Source organism: Micromonospora sp. NPDC005257, from assembly GCF_042872445.1.
Lineage (GTDB): Bacteria > Actinomycetota > Actinomycetes > Mycobacteriales > Micromonosporaceae > Micromonospora.
Genome location: NZ_JBIAKL010000001.1, coordinates 342,916 through 360,531, shown reverse-complemented (window position 1 = coordinate 360,531; position 17,616 = coordinate 342,916). Strand labels below are relative to the sequence as shown.

Here is a 17,616-nt window from a genome sequence, read left to right as displayed (position 1 = left end):
CCGGCGCGGGTCCTCGGCGACCGGGCCGCAGATCCAGGAGGCGGCCGCCGCGTTCCGCACATGAGCCGGCCGGCGCGGACCGGGCGGGGCACACAGCTGCGCGCCCCGCCCGGCGGCGTTTCCCCGGTGGTCGCCTTCAGACCACCGCGGGCTGGGCCTCGGTGGCCAGGGCGAGCGCGCCGAGCAGCGCGGCGTCCTGCGCGAAGTCCGACAGCACGATCTCCGGCGGGTACGGCAGCGTGTGGGTGAGCCGTTCGCTGAGCAGCTCACGCACCAGGTCGTTGCCGGCGACGCTGCCGACCAGCACGATCCGCTGCGGGTCGAGCAGCAGGCAGCACGTGATCAGCTGACGGGCCAGTTCGTCGACGCGCCGGCGGAGCTGCTCGCGTACCGGGCCGGGCTGCTCCGCGGCCGCGCACAGGCCGGCCGCCCGGCCGTCCACCCCGAGCCGCTGCGCCAGCTCGTCCAGGGCCCGGCCGGAGAACGTCGCCTCCAGCATCGGTTCCAGGCGAGGCGGCCAGCTGAGGTCGGTCAGTCCGTAGGCGATCTCGCCGGACGCGCCGTGGCGGCCCGGCAGCACCTCACCGTTGACGGTGACCGCCGCGGCCACCCCGGTCCCCAGCCCGACGACGAGTCCCGGGTCGGCGTCGCGCAGCGCACCGAGCCGCAGCTCGGCGTGGGCGGCGGCCTTCAGGTCGTTGACCACCCGCACGTGCGCCACGTTCAGGTGGGCGCGGACCGCGTCGGCCAGCCGCAGCCGTTCCCAGCCGGGGACGTTCGGCGCCAGTTCGATGCCGTCGTCGTGCACGATGCCGGGTGAGGCGATGCCGGCCGCCACGATGGTGCCGCCGGTCTGCTCGGCGAGGTCGCGCGCCCGGTCCAGCGCCCGGGTGAGGGCCTGTTGCGCGCCCTGCTCGGCGTTCGTGGGCAGGCGCTCGGAGACGAGCAGCCGGCCGTCGGTGTCGCCCACACCGATGGCCATCTTGGTGCCGCCGAAGTCGATGCCGAGCAGGCGCGAATTTGCCGGTCGTTCCATGGTGATGTCAGATCGCCCTTCGGGCCGTCGGTCCAGATCACGTGGTCGCCGCGACACGACGTCCGCGACCACGGCCAGCGGCGTCGGCCGGCCCGTCACGGGCCTACCCTCGCCGCGACCGCCTCGGCGAGAGCCGCGTCGGCACGGGTCAGCCGGTCGCGCAACGCCTGCGCCCGCTCCTGCACCGCGTCGAGCATTGTAGACAGTCGCCCGACCTGGTCCCGGACGGCCGCCTCGCCGGGCCCGTCGGCCTGGGCCCGGCGCAGCACGAGCTCGGGGCGGACGGCGGCGCCCAGCAGGTCCCGTACCGCGGCGTCGTCGAGCGTCAGGCCGAGGTCGGCGGCGGTGGACCGGACCAGCTCCCCGGTCCAGGTGGCCGGGGCGCCGCCGCGTACCAGACGGCCGAGCAGCGAGTGGGCGCCCCGGAACGGCACGCCGTGGCGGGCCAGCGCGTCGGCGGCGGCGGTGGTGGTGGCGCCGGAGGCGACGATCTCCTCGCCGGACGGCGGGCGCTGGGGGTCCAGCTTCTCGATCAGGCCGCCGAGCAGGGAGAAGAACCGGTACGCCCGGTCGTCGCCGTCCCAGAGCCGGGCCTGCACGTCGGTGGTGGCGTTGTTGGAGTCCTCCCACCAGGCGGCGCCGACGTTGTTCAGCACGCTGGCCGCGTCGGCGGCGGCGGCGCCGGCCATCGAGACGAGGTGTTCCAGCACCACCGGGTTGCGCTTCTGCGGCATGATGCTGCTGCCCTGGGTGAAGTCGGCGGGCGTGACCACCCAGCCCCAGCTCAGCCAGTCCATCAGGGTGCGGGCGAGCCGGGCGCCGGTGGCGAGCGCCTGCGCGTTGAGCGTGGCGACCCGGACCAGGTGGTCGGCGCCGGCCACCGCCTCGTACGAGTTGACGATGAGCTGGTCGAAGCCGAGCAGGTCGGCCAGCCGGCGGGGCGAGATGTCCAGGTCGGTGCCGGCGAAGGCGCAGGAGCCCAGCGGCGAGCGGTTCATCTCGTCGAGCAGGTCGGCGTACGCGGCGGCCTCACCGGCGAGCGCCTCGGCGTAGCCGGCGAAGACGTGCCCGATGCTGGTCGGCTGGGCCGGGCGGCGGTGCGTGTAGCCGGTGATCACCACGTCGGCGTGCCGGTCCGCGCGGTCCAGCACGGTCCGGCCGGTGGCCAGCAGCGCGTCGAGCACCTGGAGCAGCTGGTCGCGCAGCACCATCCGGAAGACGCCGGCGTCGAGGTCGTTGCGGCTGCGCGCGAGCTGCACGCTCAGTTGCGACACCTCGATGCCGGCCGCGGCGGCGAGACGCTTCTCCAGCGTGTAGTAGACGTCCTCGACGCTGCCGTCGTACTCCAGTTCCTCAGGCCGGTCGCCGGTGAGGGCGGCCAGGCCACGCAGCATCGTCGCGGCGGCCTCGTCGGAGATCAGCCCCTGCTCGGCGAGCATGACGACGTGGGCCTTGCTGGCCGTGACCATCGCCGGGTAGAGGTGGGCGACGTGGTGGTCGAACACGACGCGCAGATGGTGCTGTTGGTAGACGGTCAGTGACGGGCTCATGGTGGCCTCCCGAGGTGGTGCGTTGTCGTGCGGCGTGCCGCGCGTGGTCATCCGGTCGTCTGGTCCGGCCGGTCGGCGCCGGGCGGCCCGGGCAGCGGCGCGGCCAGCCACGCCTCGACCAGCTCGCGCAGGCGTGCGCCGGCGGTGACGCGGATCCGGTCGCCGGCCTCCCGGCCGGCCAGCGAGACGTGGCCCGACCAGCCCTGCCAGGGATCCGGCCGCGACTCCACCAGCACGTACGGGTAGGGGACGGGCAGTTTCGGCTTCGGCGGCAGGTCCGGCGCCGCGTCCAGGCGCACCGCGTCCGGGTCGAAGCCGAGCACCGCGGAACTCTCGTACGCGCCGCCGTGCCCCCGGGCCGGCAGCTCCCCGAACATGTCGGTCGTCTCGTCCGGGCCGACAAGCTGGAACCAGTTCGCCAGCATCATGCTGGCCCGGTGCCGCCCGGACACCCACTCCATGGCGGCGCGGACGGTGGACATGTTGGCGTCGTGCCCGTTGACCACGAGCACCCGGGTGAAGCCCGCCTCGACGATGCCGGCGAGCACGTCGGCGAGGTAGCCGACGGCGATCTCCGGCCGCAGCGCCACGGTGCCCGGCCACTGCCGGGTCTGGCCCGGGCAGGCGGCGTACGGCGTGGCCGGGAACAGCACCGCCCGGGCGGACCCGTTGGCCAGTTCCCCGGCGAAGCCCTCGGCCAGGATCAGGTCGGTGCCGATCGGCAGGTGCGGACCGTGCCACTCGACCGCGCCGACCGGCAGCACCGCCAGGTCGGCCGCCTCGGTCACGGCGGCGAACGCGTGCCCGGGCACCCGGGTGACCGGGAGCAGACCTCCCCCGGTCCGCCACCGCTCGATCAGTTCGTCCACTGCTCGGCCCTCCGGGTCGCGGTACGGCTGCTCTCCAGCCGCCCGGAGAACCACATCACCACGAAGATGAGCAGCACCTGGAGCATGCCGTAGGCGGCCGCGGTGCCCAGCTCGAAGCTGTACATGCGGTTGTTGATGGCGACCGAGATCGGCACCGTCGACGAGGTGTAGATGAGCACCGAGGCGACGAACTCGCCGACACCGTGCACGAACGCCAGCAGCGCGCCGGCGAGCACGCCGGGCAGCATCAGCCGCACGGTGATCGTGTAGAACGCGCGCAGCCAGGAGGCGCCGAGGTTGCGCGCGGCGTCCTCCAGCGACGGGTCGATCAGCGCCAGCGTCGCGGAGCTGGACCGGAACACGATCGGCAGGAACCGCACGAAGTAGGCCAGCGGCAGGATCCAGAACGTGCCGACCAGCACCTGCCCGAAGCTGAACGCGTTGCCGGTGCTGAACGCCGAGATCAGGTTGATCGCCACGACCGTGCCGGGCAGCGCCCAGGCGATCATCACGGCCACGTCGAGCAGGCCGCGTCCGACGAACTTCAGCCGCCGCACCGCGTACGCGACGAGCACGCCGATGACCACGCAGCCCACGACCGCGAGGAGGCTCATCTGCACCGAGTTGAGGATCGGCTGGAACGCCTTGGGGTCGGTGAAGATGGTGACGAAATTCTCGAACGTGTACGTCGGCGGCAGCACCTCGGTGGTCCAGGACCGGTCCTCGGAGAACGCGACGAGCGCGATCGCGCCGACCGGGGCGAGCAGGACCAGCGTGGCCAGCACCGAGGCGAGCGGGGCCAGCCAGCGGCCGATCGGGTTGGTGATCTCCCGCCGGACCGCCGAGACGCCCTTGGACTGGGACTGGTAGTTACGCCGCCCCTCGTACCAGCGCATGCACAGCAGGAAGATGATCGAGACGATGCCGAGCACGGAGGCGTACGCCGAGGCCATCGGCAGGTCGCCGTTGGTGCGGTTGATGTAGATCTGCATCGTCATGGTCTGGCTGACGTTGAACAGCAGTGGCGCGGTGTAGGACGCCAGCGACGTCATGAAGACCAGCAGCGACGCCGAGATCAGCGCCGGGGTGAGCATCGGCAGCAGGACGGTGCGCCACACGCGCACCCGGCTCGCGCCGAGGTTGTACGCCGCCTCCTCGACCGACGGGTCCATGCCGGCCAGCGCCGCCGAGGCGGCCAGGAAGAAGAACGGGTACATGGTGAACGTGTGCACCACCAGCACGCCGGCGATGCCGTCGAAGGCCAGGACCGGCTTGTCGGTGCCAAGCAGCGCCTGAAGGCCGCGCGGCACGATGCCGATGTTGCTGTAGAGCAGCTGGAAGGACACGGCGCCGATCAGCGGCGGCAGGGCCGCCGGCACCAGGATGAAGGCCTCGATGAGCCGCCGGCCGCGGAAGTGGAACCGCTTGAGCAGGAACGCCATCGCCACGCCGACGACGCCGCACAGCAGCACGCTCGCGGCCGAGATGAACAGCGAGGTGAACAGCGACTCGCGGGCCACCCCGGAGGACGAGAGGAACTGGAGGTAGTTGTCGCTGCCGTTGGCGCTGACGCTCTCGCGGAAGGTGGCGAACATCGGCTGGACGACGAAGCCCCAGAGCACCAGGACCAGCGGCAGCACCAGCAGGTAGGGGAACCATCGTGAATTCGCCCCGCCGGCCAGGCGCCGGCCGAGGACCGCCGCCCAGCCGGGGGCGGTCGGGTTCGCAGCGGTCACGGCTTGACCACCCAGAGCCGCTCCGGTACGAGCCGCAGGCCCACGACGTCGCCGAGCTGGATACCGGCGGGCGCGTCGACCATGGCGGCCATCACGTCGTCGCCGTCCACGTCGACAGTCACGTGGGTGGCCATGCCGGTGAACTCGACGTGGTTGACCCGCCCGCGCAGGGCCGCCGTCGCGTCGTCGCCGCCGCCGACCGCGATGTGCTCGGGGCGCGCGGAGACCAGCGCGGTGTCGCCCTCGGCGAGGCCGTGTCCGGCGGGGGCGCCGACCTCGATCGTGGCGCCGCCGGGCAGGCGCGCCCGGACGCGCTGCTCCGTCGCGCCGGTCACCGGCAGACTGAGCACGTTGCTGCGTCCGATGAACCGGGCCACGAACGAGTTCGCGGGCCGGTAGTAGACCTCGTGCGGGGTGCCGACCTGCTGGACCCGGCCGGACTCCATCACGGCGATCCGGTCCGACATCGCCATCGCCTCGGCCTGGTCGTGCGTGACGTAGATCGAGGTGGTGCCGCTCTCCCGCTGGATGCGCCGGATCTCGGCGCGGGTCTCCTCGCGCAGCTTCGCGTCGAGGTTCGACAGCGGCTCGTCGAGCAGCATGGTGCGCGGGCGGATGACCAGGGCCCGCGCCAGCGCGACGCGCTGCTGCTGGCCGCCGGAGAGCGCGTCGATGCGCCGGTCGCCGTACCCGGCGAGGTGCACCTGGGCGAGCGCCTCGGTGACGCGGCGGGCCTGCTCGGCGCGGGAGACCCGGCGGACCTTCAGCCCGTATGCGACGTTCTGCGCCACCGTCATGTGCGGGAACAGCGCGTAGTTCTGGAACACCATGCCGGTGTCCCGCTTGTTCGGCGTCCAGTGGGTGACGTCGTCGTCGCCGAAGTGGATGTGACCGGAGGTCGGGAAGTAGAAGCCGGCCACCATGCGCAACGTCGTCGTCTTGCCACAACCGCTCGGTCCGAGCAGCGTGAAGAACTCGCCGGCTCCGATGGTGACGGTGACGTCATCGACCGCCGCGGAGTCGCTCGACTTGGCGAAGCGCTTACTGACCGCCGTCAGTCGGACATCGATCATTTCTGGGTCCTTCCAGGACGAAGCCGGGCCGTGCCGGAGCACGGCCCGGTTCCGAGCGTCTTAGCCCTTGCCCTTGATCTGGGCGTTCCAGTGGGTGATCCAGGCGGTCTCGTTCTTGCCGATCACGTTCCAGTCGACGTTCATCGGCTTGAGGTCGAGCTTGGTCAGCCACTCGGGCTTCTCGGCGATGTCGACAGCGGGGATCTGGAAGTAGTCCTTGGCCAGGCTGGCCCGCAGCGAGTCGTCGAACAGGAACTCGAGGAACTTCTTCGCGCCCTCGCTGTTGCCGCCCTTGACCGCCGCGACGCCGTCGACGAGCACCGGCGCGCCCGAGGCCGGCATGACGTAGCCGAACGGCATCTTCTCGTTGGCCTGGAGCAGGATGTCCTGGAGGTTCCAGGCGCTGACCACGCCCTGCTCACGCGACATCTTCAGGTAGAGGTCACTGGGGTTGGCGGCGTACTCGACGGTGTTGGCGTCGAGCTTGCGCAGCCAGTCGTAGCCGGGCTGCGGGTTGGACCCGTCGGCCGTGAAGCGCTGGATCATCGAGGCGTAGATCGAGCGCATGGTGCCGGAGGCGGCCACGTCCCGGATGATGATCTTGTCTTTCCACTTCGGGTCGACCAGGTCGTCCCAGTCCTTCGGCGCGGTCTCCGGGGTCAGCGCCTTGTTGTTGTACATGATGACCTCGGGCAGCAGGATCTCGCCGAACCAGCGGCCCTCGGCGTCCTTGTACCGCGCGTCGATCTTCGAGGCGAACGACGGCTGCCAGGACTCCAGCAGGCCATCCGACGCCCCGGCGGCGAGGCCCTGCTGGGTGCCGCCCCACCAGACCGACGCCTGCGGGTTGGCCTTCTCGGCGCGGACCCGCTCGAGCACCTCCTGGGCACCCATGTTGAGCACCTCGACCTTGCCCTTGTACTCGGGGTTCTTGGCCGTGAACTGCTCGACGACGTAGTCGGTGACCGACTTGTCGCGGGCGCTGTAGATGACGACCTTCTCGGCCGACGCGGAACTGCCGGAGCCGGCGTCCGCGTCGTCGTCGCTGCCGCCACACGCGCTGACGGCGAGTAGCGCGCTGAACGCGACGGCCAGGGCCAAACGACGTTTCATTGGAACCTCCACTTTGCGGGGGAACTATCGGAAGCGGGAAAGTCGGTGTGCGGTCCCGTCCCGGGACCGGGGCGTGCCGCATCGCGCCGCGACCTGCCGTCCGGGTACGGACGCGGTCGCCGCGACGGCGGCGGTGACGATGGGGGTGGGCGGCGGTGGGTGTGGTGTCGGGGTCGGGGGTCGTCCGGGGCCGGGGTCGGGGGGTGGTCAGGGAAGTGAGGGTCGGGGAACCGCGGCCGAGAGCGCGTAGCTGATCGCTCCGTGCAGCACGGCCTGGTCGCCCAGGGTGGCCCGGCGCACCTCGGTAGGGGCCGGGGTCCGGGCGGAGACGAGGGCCTGGAGCTGGTCCAGGGCCGCGTCGTCGAGCTCCGCGGCGGCGCCGCTGAGCAGCACCAGCCCTGGATCGACCACGCAGGCGCAGGAGAGGATGAGCCCGGCCCAGGCGCCGAGCACCTCGTCGAGGTAGTCGCGGGCGAGCGCCGAGGTCGCGGCGAGCCGGCTCAGCTCCCGTACCGGCGACTCGGGCCGGCGGCCGGGGTTGAGCGCGACCACCCGCTCCGCTATGGCGTTCACCGACCACTGCGCCTCGAACTCGCCCACGCCGGTGTAGCGGCGCTCGGTGCCGCCGCCCAGCGGCAGGAAGCCGACCTCGCCGGCCGCTCCGCTGGCGCCACGCCGAACCTTGCCGTCCAGCACGAGCCCGGCGCCGATGCCGTCGGCGACGTGGATCAGCAGCAGGTTGGCCACGTCCGCGCCGGCACCGGCCACGCACTCGCCGGCGGCCATGAGGTTGACGTCGTTGTCGACGACCACGGGTACGCCGAGCCGCCGCTGCACCGATTCGCCGATCGGCCACGCCTCGACCAGCCCGACCGACGGCGCGAGGCGTACCGCGCCGTTGCTGGACACGCCGGGCACCGCGATCGCGACGCCGCGAAGCGACGGCAGGTTGTCGCCGACCAGGTCGAGCACGAACTCGCAGACGGTCTCCACCACGTCCGCGCCGAGCCGCGCGACGCGGTGCGCGATGACCGCGCCCTCGCTGTCGGCGATCTCGCAGCTGATCCGGGGTGGCTCCAGCGACACCGCCGCGACGAGCTCGGCGCGGGGGTTGAACTCGAGCATCTCCCGGGGCCGACCGGTGGTGGGCGCGCCGGGGCCGCGTTCGATGAGGTAGCCCTCGGCGACCAGCTCCCGCACGAGCGCGGTCACGGTTGCCGCCGAGAGGCCGGTCATCTCGGCGAGGTCCACCCGGGACAGCCGCCGGGCCTGCCGGGCGGCCAAGATCACCGAGAGACGCTTGATCTCACGGGACCGCTCACGGCTGACCGGGCTGGTCGGGGCTTTGTCAGACACACTTTATTCTTAGTGCGAAAAAATTATCTGGTCAAGTAACGAGATGATCTCGGTCCGCCGACCAGGGAGAGTTTGTCTGCCGACAAGCTGGGCGGGCCGGGGCCAGACCGACATGGCAGGCAAAACGAGCCCTCCGGTCCACATTGGGGTCCCAAACCCGGACATAGACTGTCCACAGGTTACCGAAGACCGCGCGGCCATCGCCCTGAGCAGGGGGGATTGTTTCTTCGAATAAGGAAGAAAGTCGTCCAAGCCTATTGACGACGGCTCCGCAAGATCCCTAGGTTACGGCCCGAAGGCCTTCCGGTGGCCCGAACACGGCGCCACTGTGCGCACCGCTCACGCCGTGACGGTGCGCGTGCACCACCACCCCCGTTGTCGAGCACCACCACCAGCGAGGATCCGACAATCCTCAGTGGACAGCTGTCCGCCTCACGGCCCGGCACGAGCCACGTGTCAGCCGGCCCGCGCCGGGCCCGTCACCGTCCAGCCGCAGCACTCCCGCTTCGAGACGAAGAGGTATGCCCATGAGATGGCGCACCAGCGCGGCGATCGCCATGTGCGGTCTGCTGTCGATGGGCCTGGCCGCTCCGGCCCAGGCCAACCCCCAGCAAGCAGCACCGAAGCCCCAGGCCAAGAAGTCCGACAAGCCGGTTGACCTGGACATCATGTTCATCGGCGCCCACCCGGACGACGAGGCCGGCCAGCTCGGCATGCTCGGATACTGGAACGAGTATCACGGCATGAAGGCCGGCGTCATCACCACCACCCGCGGCGAGGGCGGCGGCAACGCCACCGGCCTCGAAGAGGGCCCGGAGCTCGGCATCCTGCGGGAGGCCGAGGAGCGCAAGGCCGTCGGCTGGGCCGGCGTCGAGCACATCTACAACCTGGACGCGCTGGACTTCTGGTACACCGCCAGCGCCCCCCTGACCGAGGAGGTCTGGGGCCACCAGGAGACGCTGTCCCGGATCGTGCGGGTCCTGCGGACCACCAAGCCCGAGGTCATCCTCACGATGAACCCCTCGGCGACGCAGGGCAACCACGGCAACCACCAGAAGGCGGCCATGCTGGCCGTGGAGGCCTTCTACGCGGCGGCCGACCCGAAGGCGTTCCCGGACCAGATCAAGAAGGAGGGACTCGCGCCCTGGCGGGTCTCCCGCATCTTCCAGACCGGCGGCAGCGGCACCGCCAGCAACGGTCCCGCCTGCGAGACCACGTTCACCCCGAACGAGGCCAGCAACGTCGTCTTCGGCACCTGGCAGGGCTACGAGTCGGCACGCCACGACGGCAACCGGTGGAACACGGTCCAGACCTGGGCCCGCCGGGAGTACGTGTCGCAGGGCTGGGGCAACAGCTCCTTCCCGACGACCAATCCCGACGCCATCGGCTGCAACCGGCTGACGCTGATCGACACCCGCACCCCGTACCCGGACCCGAACGTGGGCGCCGGCACCGGCGCGCTCCAGGGCGCCACCGTGCGCGCCCCGGGCGGCCTGCCGCTAGGCACCGAGGTCCACGTGCGTCCGCGCACCTGGGAGGCCGTGGCGGGCCAGCCCATCAAGGTGGACACCGTCCTGTACGCCGAGAAGGCCATCCCGGGCGCGGCTGTCACCCTGAACGTGCCGGCCGGCTGGACGGTCAGCGGCAACGGCAACGTCGGCACCCTGACCCCGCGTAAGGAGGTCGTGAAGACCTTCACGGTCACCCCGCCCGCGCAGGTCCAGGTGGGTACCCGTTTCAAGATCGACGCCACGCTGACCAGCAAGAAGGACGGCAGCGGCACCAGCAGCGCCCAGGTTCAGGGCACCGCGCCGGTGCGCGGCACCCTGGAGCCGCTGGAGGAGATCGCCGACTTCCGCGCGTGGACCGTGCGGAACAAGACCCAGCAGCTCGACGCGCTCATCGAGTCCCTGCTGAACATCCCCAGCGGCGGCACCCGCAGCGTCAAGGTCAACCTGACCAACCACGGCACCCGGGTCGAGTCCGGCGCGGTCAAGCTGAACGTCCCCGCCGGCTTCTCGGTGGCCGAGCAGCAGGTGCCGTACAGCGGCCTCCAGCCGGGCGCCAGCACCTCGGTGACGTTCACCGTGACCAACACCGACACGTCGCTGCCGACGGCCAACCGGGCCCCGGACAACGGCGCCTACCGGGTGCAGATCGAGACCAGCTACACCGGTGGCAGCGCCAGCGAGCCCGGCGCGTTCAACCTGGTCCCGGTCACCACGATCCCGAAGGCCGCCACCGCGCCGACTGTGGACGGCCACGGTCACGACCACGAGTACACCGGCGAGGTCATCGACATCTCGACCCGCTGGGAGGGCACCGCCGCCCCGGCGTCGGACATCTCCGGCACCGCCCAGCTCACCCACACCGACGACGCCCTGTACGCCATCTTCACCATCACCGACGACGTGCTCGGCACCGTCCTGCCGCCGGAGGACTGCAAGCGTCCGCGGCGTAACGACAACATCGAGTTCGGCATCGACCCGCGGGGCAACTCGGCGAACACCTCCACCGTGTTCAACATGGCGCTCTTCCCGGCCACGAGGGACGAGGCCAACGGCAACCCGCCGTGCTTCGCCCGGGAGCGGGACAACCACCAGGGCGGCCCGGAGACCGCGCCGGGTGTGGAGATCGCCTCCGTGGTGACCAGCAACCCGTACACGGGTTACCGGATCGAGGTCAAGATTCCGTTCAGCGTGCTGCCGGACACCATCGACCCGAACCGGATGGGCCTGAACATCCTGGTCAACGACTCGGACACGCAGGACCTCAGCTCGCAGACCCGGGTCGGCTGGTCGACCTGGAGCGGCGTACGGGCCGACCCGTGGCGCTGGGGCAACGCGACGCTGCCGGCCCTGGCGGCGAAGCCGTCGGCGCCGAAGGCTCCGATCATGCCCGACACCGCGGCGCAGAGCGTGGACTCGCCGCAGACCCTGCTGCAGTCCGTCTCGGACGGGGTCGCACCGGGTGGTTACGCCAAGCTGCCGGACGACACCGTGAAGATCAAGAAGGTCACCAGCACCGCGAGCAAGGTGTCGGTCCAGCTCCAGGTGAAGAAGGCGGGCACCGCCCGGGCCTTCCTCTGGGACGGCACGAAGGTCGTGGCGCAGGCCAAGGCCGACCTGCGGAAGGACGGCACGCTCGTCCTGCCGCTGAACGGGCCGCTTCCGGCCGGCACCTCGCTGCTCGTCTCGTACGAGCACGGCGGCGCCACCACAGCTGCGGCGAAGACGCTGAGCTGACCGGACGGTGAGCGCGTCGACCTGACGTGCGCACCGCGATGGGCCGGGCCGGCAGGTCCGGCCCATCGTGCCGTCCGCACTACCCGGACCGCGCCCCCATCGGCGAACCGGCGCCGGTCGCGGGCGGTGACGCCTCGGCCGGCTCCCGCCACCAGCGGCGTGACGCCAGCGCGGCCAGCCCGGCCCCGGCGGCGTTGAGCAGGACGTCGTCGACCGAGGAGACCCGGTCCAGCCGCAGGACGTACTGCGCCACCTCGACCAGGACCGAGCAACCGGCCGCGAGCGCCAGGATCCGCGGCACCGACGCCAGCGCCGCGAACCGCAGCGGGGCGAAGAACCCGAGCGCCGCGAACACCAGCAGGTTGCCGACGATCTGGCCGGTCGCCGTCAGCGGCCCGCTCGCGAGGACGGTGAGCAGGTCCCGCAGCGGCACCAGGCTCACCCGGCCGGGGACGGCACCGGCCCGCTCCCCCGGCAGCATGATCATCCAGACCCAGGGCGCGGTCCCGTAGACGATGCCCACCTCCGCCACCGACCTACGCCACGCCGCCGCCCCGCCGCCGCGCCGGCGGGCCAGCACCCACACCGTGAGCGCGGCGGCCGGCAACGCGGCCACCGTGAGGAGCACGACCCCGGTGATCGTGCCGAACCAGCCGTGCCATCCCTCGACCACGCCGCCTCCACCTCCGTCCGGCCGACGGCCGTCCGGGTGTCATCCTGCCTCCCGCCGCGCGTCGTCGTCCGCGAGGCCGGCCGGTTCCGTCGAGTACGCGGGAAGCCCGGCCGGCACGCCGCCGGTCCTCACCCGTCGGCGCGGGCCGCCGGCGGCGTGGCCATCCGATGGTTCTGACCGGGCACCCGGAAGTGGTGGAACGTGACGGTGGCGCTGAGATCCAGCGCGTGCACCCAGTGCCACCACCCGACCGGCACCAGCAGCATCTGCCCCGGTTCGAGCACCGTCTCCAGCACCGTCGCCTCGGCGTACCGGGGATGCCGGTCGAGGTCCGGTCGCGCCGCGTCCACCGCGCTGAACGTCCCGCCGCGGGGATATACCAGATGCCGCTGGTACGACGGCACCAGCCGGACGTGCTTGCGCCCGAGCACCTGGCAGAGCAGCACCGTGCTGTTGTCCACGTGCAGCGGCGTCACCGTCCCCGCCGGTCCCAGCAGCAGATGGCCGCCACCGGCCGGGTCGACGAGGTGCGGGGGCGGAGCAACGTCGTCGGCGAGCGCCCGCAGCGCCCCGTTCCAGTTCTCGTTGCGGGGCACCATGTAGTAGTCGTTCGTCCGCGCGCCGGAGCCGAGCATCGCCAGGTAGTCGACGAACGCCATGGTGGTGCGGTGCCTGTCGTACTGCCAGGCGTGGTCGGGGTTCGCCTCCCGGCCGGTCATCACCTCGACGACCGCGTCCGGGCAGCTCCGGGCCATCCGGTCCAGTGTCCAGTCCAGTGCCGGCCAGTCCGCCATCAGGCCGTCGAGCACGACCGGCCGGTTGCCGTAGTAGTAGCGGCCGAAGAACTCCTCGGCGGTGAGGTCGGCCCGGCGTTCCAGGACGCGGCCCTCGTCGTCGTCGCGCAGCACCCGGTAGGTGTCCAGCACCGACTCCATCCAGTCGTAACGCAGCGCGAGCCGCCGGCAGACGGCGAAGTACGGATGGTCGGCGAGCGCCGCCAGTTCGGCGTCGACGGCGTCGGCGTCCGCGCCGGCGTCGACGGCCGCCGCCCGGGCCTGCCCGGCGGCGACTCCCATCGCCAGGTTCTCGGCGAGCCACTCCCGCCAGACGGGGAGCAGGCCCGGTGCGGCGGCCACGGTCACCGGGTGACCCCGACGGACGGAGCGGCCGGCGCGGACGGCCGCAGCGTCAGCACCACGGCGTCGGCGCGGCCCTCGGAGGGCGGCGGGGTGAGCCGGGGCGCCCGGGTGTACTCGGAGCAGTTGACGTAGGAATTCTTGACGTGGGCCGGGATGTGGTCCGGCGTGGTTTCGGTCATGCCCGGCAGTCAACCGGCGCGGCGTCCCGGTCCACCAGGGACGCCGATCCCGCCCGGCCCGGGACGCCGCCGCCACGCCGCACGGCCGATACCCCGGTCCCGCCCCGGCCGGGACATCCGCCCCCGGCCGCCGGGACACCCCCGTCCGGCCCGCCATCCACCGCACGCCGTTCAGGTGGTCCCCGGCGCCTTACGTCCTGACACAGTGGACCTGACATGCGCGACGAATTCCGTACCCGGCGCGCGGGGGCCTGGGTCGTCCTCGCCGCCTCCGGCGTGCTCACCCTCGGTGCGGTCGTCGGCTGGGCGGTGGCGACTCCCCCGTTCACCGCCACTCAGCTCTACTCGCTCGTCGACCTGCTCGACGGCGTCGTCTACGGCGCGGTGGCGTGGCTGATCCTGAGTCGCGGGCGCAGCGGCAGCCGGCTTCCGGGGTGGATCGCCACCGCGACGGCGCTCGGCGGCGCGCTCGCCGCGTGCTGCGGCCAGTGGCAGCTCGCCGTCGGCGGGCCGCCGCTGCTGACCGCCCTGCACCACTGGGCCTGGGTGCCGGGCCTCTACTCGCTCGTCGTGGTCATGCCCTGGCTGCTGCCGGAGCGGCCACCCGGCCGGCTCGAGCGGATCGCCGTCGCGGCCGGCCTCGGGTACGTGGTGCTGACGGTGGCCGTCCTCGTCACCGCGTCGCCGCCGGTGGGCGTGGTGCCGCTGACGCCGGAACTACGCGAGGGCCGCGCCGCGCTGCTGCGACAGCTGTCGCCCGTGCTGGCGTACGCGCTGGCCGGGCTCGGTCTGCTGGCCGCCGCCGGCGTCGCGTGGCGGTGGCGGCGCGGGGAGCCCACGCGGCGCAACGGCCTCGGCTGGGTGACCGCGGGCAGCGCGCTGCTCACCCTGGCCTTCCTGACCACGCTCCTGCCGCCGGCGGTGGCGCCGCCGGCCGTGCCCGCGCTGCTGATGCTCGCCTCCCAGGCGTTCTTCCCCGCCGCGGTGGCGGTGGTGGTGCTGCGCCAGCAGTTGTGGGGACTGCGGCTGGCCGTGCGGCGCACCCTGGTCTGGTACCTGATGACAGCCACGGTGATCGCCGCCTACTGCGCGGCCGTCGCATTGCTCGACCGGCTGCTGCCGCAGGCGATGCCGCTGCCGCAGCTGCTGGTCACCGGCGCGATCGCGGCCGCGTTCCAGCCGGTCCGCGCGCTCGTGCAGCGACGGGTGGACGGCCTCGTGCACGGCGAGGCGCCCGAACTCCTGCTGCACCGGGTGGTGCGCAGCGGCGGCAGCACGAGCGACATCGGCGCGGCGGTGGCCACCGCGCTGCGGCTGGCCGACGTGCTGATCACCGAGGACGAGCCGCAACCGCCGCCGCGTGAGGGCGGGCCGCCGGTCACCGTTGCGCTGCTCCGGGGCGACCGGCTGGTCGGTCACCTGCACGCCTGGCCCCGGCCCGGCGAGCTGCTCGACGACCGGGCCGGCGAGGCGCTCGCCGTGCTCGCCCCGGTGGTCGCCGCGATGGTGGAGCTGGTCGGCACCAACCGGGATCTGGCCCGGTCGCGGCAACGGCTGGCGGAGGTACGCGACGAGGAGCGCCGCTCCCTGCGGCGGGACCTGCACGACGGCCTCGGGCCGGCGCTCAGCGGCATCGGGCTGGGCCTGGCGGCCACCCGCAACCTGCTGCGCCGCGACCCGGACCGGGCCGAGGAGCTGCTGGACCGGTTGACCGAGGAGCTGACCGCCCGGGCGGCGGAGGTGCGGGAGATGGCACACGGCCTGCTGCCCCCGGTGCTCGCCGACGGCGGGCTGCGTCCCGCCCTGGACGTGCTGCGCGCGCAGTACGCGCGGGCCGGGCTGCGGATCGTGATGCGGGCTCCCGCCTCGCTGGACCCGCTGCCGGAGCCGGTCGCCACCGCCGCGTACGGCGTCACCGCCGAGGCGGTACGCAACGTGCACCGGCACGCCGGTGTGGACAGCTGCGTCGTGTCGCTGGACCGGCGGCCGGACCTGCTCCGGGTGACGGTCACCGACGAGGGCCGGGGTGTGCCCGCCGGGCCGGTCCGCCCCGGTGTGGGCCTGCACGCCATGCGGGAACGGGCGCAGGCGGTCGGCGCGACGCTGACCGTCGGACCGGCCGCCTCCCGCGGCACCACCGTCTGCCTGACCGTCCCCCTGGAGCGCCGGTGACCGAACGCCCGATCCGCGTCGTCGTGGTGGACGACCACCCGGTCTTCCGGCTCGGCATGAGCGCGCTGCTGGACACCCTCGACGGCATCGAGTGCGTCGGCGAGGCCGCCGACGCGGCCGGGGCCGGGACGCTCGTCGACCGGGTCCGGCCCGACGTGGTGCTGATGGACCTCCACCTCGGGCAGGGATCCGGGATCGAGGCCACCCGCGCGCTGAGCCGGGAGCACCCGGAGGTCCGGGTGCTGGTGGTGACCATGCTCAACGACGACGCCTCACTCGTCGCCGCGGTACGTGCCGGAGCGCGTGGTTACGTGCTCAAGGGGGCCTCGGCCGCCGACGTGGAACGGGGCATCCGGGGTGTGGCCGGTGGGGACCTGGTCCTCGGCGGCCCGCTCGCCGACCGCGCGGCCGCCCTGCTGGGCGCCCGCGCCGACGGCCCGTTCCCGGAGCTGACCGACCGGGAACGTGAGGTGCTGGACCTGCTCGCCCGGGGCCTGTCGAACCCGCTGATCGCGCATCGGCTCGGGCTGAGCGCCAAGACGGTGCGGAACAACGTCTCCGCCATTCTGGTGAAACTCCGCCTCGGCAGCCGCGCCGAGGCGATAGCCCGGGCGCGCGACCACGGTATCGGTGTGCCGAACGCCCCGGAACTGCCTCCGTCCCGGGCCCGCTGACCGGCCCGGCCGCGCAGTTCCGCTTTCCGCTCGGGGCCATTCCCCCGTGGGCCTCGGAGGCCGATTCCCGGGTGCCTTCTCCCGCACCGGACCAGGCCGGAATCGGCTCGGAAACAGCAGCTACGCGCGAGCAAACGAAGCCTTCCCTAACGAAGGCGAGGCTTACCTTCTCTCGTCCGGGACACCGCACGGAAACGGCCGATAACGGCCGGCGGCCCCGTATTCCGTTGTTAGGGTGAGCGTGATCCGCACTGGTGGCCGACGGGTTTGGGAACCGGCCGCACGGCAAATACCAGATGGCGTTCGAGCACCACGAGGCCGGCCTTTCCGTTCCGCCGGCCCGCATGACTTGGAGGCACCATGAAGACGCTGTTGCAGTCTCCGCCGGTACGGGAGTGCGCCGCCACCGCGTGCAGCTTCAACGACAACGGCTGCCACGCCCCCGCGATCACCGTGGCGGCGTCCGCCGACGCGGCCTCCTGCGCGACGTTCGTCGAGTCGTCACTCAGCGGCGGGATCGCGGAGGTCACCGGTGCGGTGGGCGCGTGCGCGCGGGCCGAGTGCGTGTTCAACACCAACCTCGCCTGCACCGCCGAGTCGATCACGGTCGGGCCGGGCGCCACGGTCAGCGACTGCCTCACCTACCAGCCCGCCTGACGATCCGGACACCGCGCTCGTACGGGTCACGACGGTCACCGTCGTGACCCGTACCGCACCTGCGGCACCCGACCGCCGTTGCACAGGTAAGCCTTACCTATTACCGTCTGACCTGGGCCGACATCACCCTTCCCGGCCGAGGAG

Annotated in this window: 14 protein-coding genes; 4 read left to right on the top strand and 10 right to left on the bottom strand. The window is 72.4% G+C overall.

Annotated features, from left to right (window positions below; translation table 11 throughout):
• Positions 1-136: 136 nt before the first annotated feature.
• From ACFYO8_RS01380 to ACFYO8_RS01350, 7 genes are all read right to left on the bottom strand, one after another.
• Positions 137-1,036 carry an ROK family protein gene (locus tag ACFYO8_RS01380; RefSeq protein WP_354864082.1) on the bottom strand — a complete coding sequence of 300 codons (900 nt, stop codon included), beginning with the start codon at positions 1,034-1,036 and terminating at the stop codon, positions 137-139.
• 95 nt (positions 1,037-1,131) lie between these two features.
• Positions 1,132-2,586 carry a lyase family protein gene (locus ACFYO8_RS01375; protein WP_354864084.1) on the bottom strand — a complete coding sequence of 485 codons (1,455 nt, stop codon included), beginning with the start codon at positions 2,584-2,586 and terminating at the stop codon, positions 1,132-1,134.
• Positions 2,587-2,633: 47 nt separating this feature from the next.
• Positions 2,634-3,455, bottom strand: coding sequence for a creatininase family protein (locus tag ACFYO8_RS01370; protein WP_355095033.1), 822 nt, complete (start codon positions 3,453-3,455; stop codon positions 2,634-2,636).
• The gene (locus ACFYO8_RS01365; RefSeq protein ID WP_354864088.1) at positions 3,443-5,191 is read right to left on the bottom strand and encodes an iron ABC transporter permease; all 1,749 of its coding nucleotides are present in this window, start codon (positions 5,189-5,191) and stop codon (positions 3,443-3,445) included. The genes ACFYO8_RS01370 and ACFYO8_RS01365 overlap by 13 nt, the downstream gene beginning before the upstream one ends.
• Complete coding sequence (locus ACFYO8_RS01360) at positions 5,188-6,264, bottom strand: ABC transporter ATP-binding protein (protein WP_355095031.1); 1,077 nt, start codon at positions 6,262-6,264, stop codon at positions 5,188-5,190. The genes ACFYO8_RS01365 and ACFYO8_RS01360 overlap by 4 nt, the downstream gene beginning before the upstream one ends.
• A gap of 60 nt (positions 6,265-6,324) precedes the next feature.
• Positions 6,325-7,377 carry an extracellular solute-binding protein gene (locus ACFYO8_RS01355; RefSeq protein WP_354864092.1) on the bottom strand — a complete coding sequence of 351 codons (1,053 nt, stop codon included), beginning with the start codon at positions 7,375-7,377 and terminating at the stop codon, positions 6,325-6,327.
• 207 nt (positions 7,378-7,584) lie between these two features.
• A complete protein-coding gene (locus tag ACFYO8_RS01350) occupies positions 7,585-8,733 on the bottom strand; it encodes an ROK family transcriptional regulator (protein ID WP_354864094.1) in 1,149 nt (382 codons plus the stop codon).
• Between the two features lie 527 nt (positions 8,734-9,260).
• Here ACFYO8_RS01350 and ACFYO8_RS01345 point away from each other — a divergent pair.
• On the top strand, positions 9,261-11,978 hold the full coding sequence (locus ACFYO8_RS01345; RefSeq protein ID WP_354864096.1) for a sugar-binding protein: 2,718 nt from the start codon (positions 9,261-9,263) through the stop codon (positions 11,976-11,978).
• 79 nt (positions 11,979-12,057) lie between these two features.
• Here the strand turns inward: ACFYO8_RS01345 and ACFYO8_RS01340 are convergent, their stop codons facing one another.
• From ACFYO8_RS01340 to ACFYO8_RS01330, 3 genes are all read right to left on the bottom strand, one after another.
• A complete protein-coding gene (locus ACFYO8_RS01340; protein ID WP_354864098.1) occupies positions 12,058-12,651 on the bottom strand; it encodes a VanZ family protein in 594 nt (197 codons plus the stop codon).
• Between the two features lie 128 nt (positions 12,652-12,779).
• The gene (locus ACFYO8_RS01335) at positions 12,780-13,793 is read right to left on the bottom strand and encodes a cupin-like domain-containing protein (RefSeq protein ID WP_354864100.1); all 1,014 of its coding nucleotides are present in this window, start codon (positions 13,791-13,793) and stop codon (positions 12,780-12,782) included.
• Positions 13,790-13,969, bottom strand: a complete 180-nt coding sequence (locus tag ACFYO8_RS01330) for a hypothetical protein (protein WP_354864102.1) — start codon at positions 13,967-13,969, stop codon at positions 13,790-13,792. The genes ACFYO8_RS01335 and ACFYO8_RS01330 overlap by 4 nt, the downstream gene beginning before the upstream one ends.
• Positions 13,970-14,185: 216 nt before the next feature.
• Here ACFYO8_RS01330 and ACFYO8_RS01325 point away from each other — a divergent pair, with 216 nt between their 5' ends.
• From ACFYO8_RS01325 to ACFYO8_RS01315, 3 genes are all read left to right on the top strand, one after another.
• On the top strand, positions 14,186-16,141 hold the full coding sequence (locus tag ACFYO8_RS01325; protein ID WP_357708835.1) for a sensor histidine kinase: 1,956 nt from the start codon (positions 14,186-14,188) through the stop codon (positions 16,139-16,141).
• The gene (locus ACFYO8_RS01320; protein WP_354864106.1) at positions 16,138-16,815 is read left to right on the top strand and encodes a response regulator transcription factor; all 678 of its coding nucleotides are present in this window, start codon (positions 16,138-16,140) and stop codon (positions 16,813-16,815) included. The genes ACFYO8_RS01325 and ACFYO8_RS01320 overlap by 4 nt, the downstream gene beginning before the upstream one ends.
• A gap of 360 nt (positions 16,816-17,175) precedes the next feature.
• Positions 17,176-17,472, top strand: a complete 297-nt coding sequence (locus ACFYO8_RS01315) for a DUF1540 domain-containing protein (protein ID WP_013286940.1) — start codon at positions 17,176-17,178, stop codon at positions 17,470-17,472.
• Positions 17,473-17,616: the final 144 nt, after the last annotated feature.

Coding starts and splice junctions, on each gene's coding strand:
- ACFYO8_RS01345 (WP_354864096.1), top strand. CDS start 9,261: ATGAGATGGCGCACCAGCGCGGCGATCGCCATGTGCGGTCTGCTGTCG.
- ACFYO8_RS01360 (WP_355095031.1), bottom strand. CDS start 6,264: ATGATCGATGTCCGACTGACGGCGGTCAGTAAGCGCTTCGCCAAGTCG.
- ACFYO8_RS01375 (WP_354864084.1), bottom strand. CDS start 2,586: ATGAGCCCGTCACTGACCGTCTACCAACAGCACCATCTGCGCGTCGTG.
- ACFYO8_RS01325 (WP_357708835.1), top strand. CDS start 14,186: ATGCGCGACGAATTCCGTACCCGGCGCGCGGGGGCCTGGGTCGTCCTC.
- ACFYO8_RS01380 (WP_354864082.1), bottom strand. CDS start 1,036: ATGGAACGACCGGCAAATTCGCGCCTGCTCGGCATCGACTTCGGCGGC.
- ACFYO8_RS01315 (WP_013286940.1), top strand. CDS start 17,176: ATGAAGACGCTGTTGCAGTCTCCGCCGGTACGGGAGTGCGCCGCCACC.
- ACFYO8_RS01330 (WP_354864102.1), bottom strand. CDS start 13,969: ATGACCGAAACCACGCCGGACCACATCCCGGCCCACGTCAAGAATTCC.
- ACFYO8_RS01355 (WP_354864092.1), bottom strand. CDS start 7,377: ATGAAACGTCGTTTGGCCCTGGCCGTCGCGTTCAGCGCGCTACTCGCC.